Raw genomic sequence first — 4,897 nt, 5'->3', positions numbered from 1 at the left:
CCCATCCCCCTGTCTTATATGATTTCCCCGCGTCAACAAGCTTTAATAGCCCTACGAGATGTCCATATGGGGGCTTATGCTGACGTAGCATTAGATCGAGTGCTGCAAAAAGCTGATTTACCAGATCGCGATCGCCGTTTGGTGACGGAGTTACTTTATGGTAGTGTCAGAAGAGTGCGAACTCTGGATGCAATTATTGACCAATTAGCCAAAAAAAAATCCCATCAACAACCTTTATTACTCCGCACCATCTTACATTTAGGTTTATATCAACTACAATTTCAACAACGAATTCCTTCTAGTGCTGCTGTTAATACTACCGTTCAATTAGCGAAAGATAATGGTTTTTCAGGTCTTTCTGGTTTTGTTAATGGTTTGTTACGACAGTATATTCGGCTTGGGGAAGAGGTGGGAGAACATTTTACTATTCCGCTAAAATTACCAGAAAATCCCGTGAAAAGATTGGGGATTTTACATAGCTTTCCTGACTGGATTGTCAGTTTATGGTTAGAACAATTTGGTTTTTCGGAAACAGAAAAATTATGTGAATGGATGAACCAAACACCAAGTATTGATTTACGAGTCAATCAACTTCGTTCTTGTTGTGAGGAAGTTGAAACCGCTTTACAAAATCAAGGTATTTTGTCTGAGCGCATTCCTAGTTTACCCCATGCTTTACGATTATTAAGTCATCCTGGTTCAATTAAGAATTTACCTGGTTTTAATCAAGGATGGTGGACGATACAAGATAGTAGCGCTCAATTAGTGAGTTATTTACTGAATCCCCAACAAGGCGAAGTGATAATTGATGCTTGTGCCGCACCCGGTGGTAAAACAACCCACATCGCTGAATTAATCGGAGATACAGGCAAGATTTGGGCTTGCGATCGCACTGATTCGCGTCTGCGTAAGTTGCAACAAAATACTCAACGTCTCAATTTAAATTCGATTCAAATTTGCGTGGGTGATACTCGTAATTTTACTCAATTTCAAAATTCTGCGGATAAGGTATTACTTGATGTTCCTTGTTCAGGTTTGGGAACTCTCCACCGTCACGCTGATGCACGTTTCCGACAAACTCCGGAAAGTGTAGAGGAACTTTCTACGCTTCAAAAAGAACTATTGTTACATAGTTCAACTTTCCTCAAGGATAATGGTTCTTTAGTTTATTCTACCTGTACACTGCATCCATTAGAAAACGAAGGCGTTATCAAGTGGTTTTTAGAATCCCATCCTAATTGGGAAATCGAACCCCCCGATATTAATTCACCCATCCATGATTATTCTACTAACGAAGGTTGGATTAAAGTATTACCCCATAAACACAACATGGATGGTTTTTTTATGGTGCGTTTAAGAAAAAAGCACAATTAAAATTGTAAAATTTCGTTAATAGAAAAAATTTAAAGGAGGCAACTATGGTTAGCAATCCTGATGTCAAAAAATTGTTAAAAATCTTAATTGCAGCAGCTTGGATTGATGGTAAAGTTCAACCCGAAGAAAGAGAATATCTTCTACAAATAGCCAAAGAAAAGGATATCGCTACAGATCCAGAAATTAAGCCCTGGTTATATGAATTAGTCCCTGTAAAACCAGCGGAGTGCTACGAATGGGTTAAGCAATATTTAGGAGATTCTCCTAGTGCTGAAGATTATCAAAATTTAATTCAAGATATCAGCGGTTTAATTTACAGTGATGGAGAAGTGGCGGTTGAAGAAGCCAAGTTATTAGCCAAGTTACAGCAATTATCTGACGAGAGCGAATCAAATCAACGGCATTTAAATACTATTCTCAAACAGATTCAAAAACTCTACCGTCGTTGGGTTGAAGTGCAAAACTGAGAAATAGTTAGGAATCAGTTGTAGAGACGTAGCATTGCTACGTCTGTCGTCATCGTCTTCCTATTCTCCGTTATTTTTTTTAACAGTATAAATACTAATATATAAAGCAATAATTATTGCTTTTATAAAGAACTCACGATAGCTCTGGAAACTCTGAAAGTGTTAGTGTTAGGCTGCAATCAGTTTAATAATCACTTGCATAAAATTTTCAGAAATCGTGAATATGTTTTTAAATTTTCAAAACCCATATCAAAAAGCAGTTTTATTTAGCGTTGGTACTCTAGGCAGTTTTGCGACAACTGGAATCATTATGACGAATCCAGTACAGGCTGCAACTATGTCTTATCGTTCCGAATTTAGCGTCACTTCAAATAATTTAAATGGTGAAGTTGCTACGGGAAATTTTTCTTTCACCAAATCTGAACTCCCATCCGGTAAATTCAGTTACAAACTGACATCCTTTGATGCATCTTTTGGAGCTTTTGGAATTAGTAAAAATTTAACTTTGAGCGATATCAAAGCAAATCCAACACCATTTACCGCACTCAACCAGGCTTTTGTACCAGACAAATATCAAAACATCTTACCAAGTGTCTTAGCGGAAGAAAATTCTAATTATGTCGGAGATGGTGATTTTCCACCAGATGACTTTACTTACCAATTTACTGGAGAAGATTTTCAAGATATTCAGAATAAATTGACTCCATTTGTATCTGCTTTTATACCATCTATTGATACTCAACAATCAACAACTTTACTAAATTTAGCTTTCAGTCAAGGTGGAAAAATCAACTTTACAACTAGACAAGTTTCCGAATCAGGATTTGTCCAAACATCAGTTCCAGAACCAACTACAATATTCGGCATTGGGATTGTAGGAGTTGGATTAGCATCCACCCGTCGCAAAACTGTAGGTAAGCAAATTAAACAGAAAACAGCCGTGTAATCCCAAAACTATAATAAAATTAAGTCGGAGGAGTTACCCTCCGGCTTGTTTTGAATTACAACTCGTAAGGTACAAAGGTTTTCTTGGTTGCATTACAGATGGGACAATGCCAATCTTCGGGAATATCCTTGAATGCTGTTCCCGCTGCAATTCCAGAATCTGTATCACCGACTACGGGGTCGTATATCATCGAACATTGACGGCAAATCCATTTTTGTGTCGCTGGGTCGTCATTTGCTTTCTTGTGTGGGGCTGATTTACCGTTTAGCGTTTCCAAGGCTTCCGTATATTGACGGGCATGATGATTTTCAACGTTCGTTAAAAGACCAAAATTATGTGTGGCTTTGCGGAACATCTCAGCGTGTTCGCGGGATTCTGCTTCTTGGGTTTCAAACTCCGCTACAGCTTTACCATCTCTATCTGCACGTGCTTCTTCTGTAAAACCCGGATACATCGTTTCGTATTCGTAGGTTTCACCTTCTACCGCTAATTCTAAACACCGTGCCGCGATCGCCTTTTTTTGTTTTTCAGTTAAAGACTTCGCATCATCTACTACCAACTCTGGATGCATTAACCGAAAGTGAGCAAAAGCGTGTTCTGTCTCCTGATTCGCAGTATCCTTGAATAGCTTAGAAAGTTCGCTCATTCCCAACTTTTTCGTCACTTCCGCAAAGAATAAATATTTCCTATTTGCCATCGACTCCCCACCAAAAGCCGCTTCTAAGTTCTTCGCGGTGTTGGAATTTGATAAATCCATGCTGTGCAACCTCTCTTTTATTCTACGCTGACAAAATTACTGTTTTAGTACTTCTAATGCGTAGTCGTTATGAATTTGATTATAACTTAAATAAAGTCATTATGACTATGGATAAATCAAGATTTTTTTGTGAAGTGGGTGAGAAATCGGGTTTTTACAGTGATTGTTTGTTGTTACAGATATTTATCCTAAAAACCCGACTTCTAATAATTGTAAAAACTCCTAACTCCAAGACACTGCGGATTCAAGCATGGTTATAGTACCGGAATCGGCGTTAATTTCAACTTGTGAACCGATGGGTATAGTGCGAATATTTTCCATATGACCGATGGTTGCTCCGTGCCAAGCGGGAATATTTAAAGGTTTGATGTGGTCGGATAATACTTGTTCTAAAGTGAGTGAACCATAATCAGTGCCTGGGTTACATCCGGGACATTGACCGAAAATGAAGCCGCCGATTTGTTTTAAGACACCAGCCAGTTTAAGGTGAGTTAGAAAACGGTCAATGCGGTAAATATTTTCGCCGATTTCTTCTAAAAATAAAATTGCTCCTTTTAAATTGGGTAAGTAGGGAGAACCGACCAAAGTAGAAAACACCGAAAGGTTTCCTCCAATTAATCTTCCGCGAACAATTCCTGAGTTGATAGTGCGAATTCGGTATTTTACCTGCATTAAACGGTCATTATCATCTGCATCTTTGATGTTTTTGAATATTAATTTTTCCCCAGCGAATAGAACACGACGGAAATAGTCAGTTTGCTGAGTTCTCCAGGAAGTAAGCCCATTGGGACTGTGAAAAGTTACGAGTCCTGTTTTGGCATGAATAGCTACAAGCAGTGCAGTAATATCGCTGAAACCAACAATAATTTTGGGATTATTTTGAATAACTTCGTAATTGAGATAAGGGAGAATACGGCTACATCCCCAACCACCGCGAATGGGTAGAATTGCGGTAACTTTAGGGTCGGCAAATAATTGATTAATATCATCAGCGCGATCGCCATCTTTTCCAGCAAAATAACCGTATTTATCTAAAACGTGGGGTGCGAGTTGGGGTATAAGACCTAAAGCGCGGACTGCATCTTGGACAATATCGAGTTCTTCGCGGACAAAAGTTGCACTTGCGGGGCTAACTATTCCGATAACGGAACCGGGTTTTAAGCGAGGGGGTTTAATTGACTTGAAATTTGCAGCTTGAGCCAAATTTAACGGTTGAATTAATGTAGAGACAGCAGTAGTAGCAGCAACCGTTTTGAGAAAATCGCGGCGATTTAACATAGGTAAAGATATAAGTTTAATTACTTAAATCCTTCAAAGGTATATGTTTTATAGCTGACAAGTAAAGGTTAGACG

General features: G+C 38.7%; 5 protein-coding genes. 3 read left to right on the top strand and 2 right to left on the bottom strand.

Going from position 1 to position 4,897, the window contains the following annotated elements; all coding sequences use genetic code 11:
• Nucleotides 1–18 precede the first annotated feature (18 nt).
• The 3 genes from IQ247_RS31380 to IQ247_RS31370 all read left to right on the top strand — a co-directional run bounded on the left by IQ247_RS31380 (nucleotide 19) and on the right by IQ247_RS31370 (nucleotide 2,787).
• Complete coding sequence (locus tag IQ247_RS31380; RefSeq protein ID WP_193926067.1) at nucleotides 19–1,374, top strand: 16S rRNA (cytosine(967)-C(5))-methyltransferase; 1,356 nt, start codon at nucleotides 19–21, stop codon at nucleotides 1,372–1,374.
• A 44-nt stretch (nucleotides 1,375–1,418) separates the two neighbouring features.
• Entirely contained in the window at nucleotides 1,419–1,841 is a 423-nt protein-coding gene (locus IQ247_RS31375) for a tellurite resistance TerB family protein (protein ID WP_193926065.1), read from the top strand.
• A 223-nt stretch (nucleotides 1,842–2,064) separates the two neighbouring features.
• Nucleotides 2,065–2,787 carry a PEP-CTERM sorting domain-containing protein gene (locus IQ247_RS31370; RefSeq protein WP_193926062.1) on the top strand — a complete coding sequence of 241 codons (723 nt, stop codon included), beginning with the start codon at nucleotides 2,065–2,067 and terminating at the stop codon, nucleotides 2,785–2,787.
• Between the two features lie 55 nt (nucleotides 2,788–2,842).
• Here the strand turns inward: IQ247_RS31370 and IQ247_RS33480 are convergent, their stop codons facing one another.
• Together IQ247_RS33480 and IQ247_RS31360 are read right to left on the bottom strand one after the other, a co-directional pair.
• Nucleotides 2,843–3,544 (bottom strand): rubrerythrin family protein, encoded by a 702-nt coding sequence (locus IQ247_RS33480; RefSeq protein WP_193926060.1) that lies wholly within the window; start codon nucleotides 3,542–3,544, stop codon nucleotides 2,843–2,845.
• 222 nt (nucleotides 3,545–3,766) lie between these two features.
• On the bottom strand, nucleotides 3,767–4,822 hold the full coding sequence (locus IQ247_RS31360) for an LD-carboxypeptidase (protein WP_193926058.1): 1,056 nt from the start codon (nucleotides 4,820–4,822) through the stop codon (nucleotides 3,767–3,769).
• Nucleotides 4,823–4,897 lie beyond the last annotated feature (75 nt).

The organism is Plectonema cf. radiosum LEGE 06105 (genome assembly GCF_015207665.1).
In the GTDB taxonomy this organism is placed as follows: Bacteria; Cyanobacteriota; Cyanobacteriia; order Cyanobacteriales; family Nostocaceae; genus Rivularia; species Rivularia radiosa_A.
The sequence above is the reverse complement of the archived record's forward strand: the minus strand, read 5'-3'. Positions and strand labels throughout refer to the sequence as shown.